Source organism: Mesorhizobium sp. M1A.T.Ca.IN.004.03.1.1 (assembly GCF_003997555.1).
Taxonomy (GTDB): Bacteria; Pseudomonadota; Alphaproteobacteria; order Rhizobiales; family Rhizobiaceae; genus Mesorhizobium.
Genome location: NZ_RZTV01000810.1, coordinates 1 through 248 on the forward strand (window position 1 = coordinate 1; position 248 = coordinate 248).

At 62.9% G+C, this 248-nt stretch carries 1 protein-coding gene; it reads left to right on the forward strand.

Translation table 11 applies throughout. From position 1 onward, the window contains the following. On the forward strand, positions 1-248 hold a 248-nt coding region (locus EOD29_RS33905; RefSeq protein ID WP_127248886.1), incomplete at both ends, for a TRAP transporter large permease subunit.

A 248-nucleotide genomic window follows, 5' to 3' on the forward strand; every position in this document is an offset into this window, starting at 1 on the left:
TTCGCCCGGCTGATGGTCACCGCCTATCTCGTCGCTCGCAAGCGAGGCTATCCGGTCGAAACCTTCCCGGGCTTCGCCCGCGTCGGGCAATTGGCGCTGATCGCCATCCCCGGACTGTTGCTGGTCGGCATCATCTTCGGCGGCGTGCGCTCCGGCATCTTCACGGCGACCGAAAGCTCGTGCATCGCCATCCTCTATGCCCTTTTGGTGACGGTCTTCGTCTACCGCTCGATGCGCTGGAACGATTT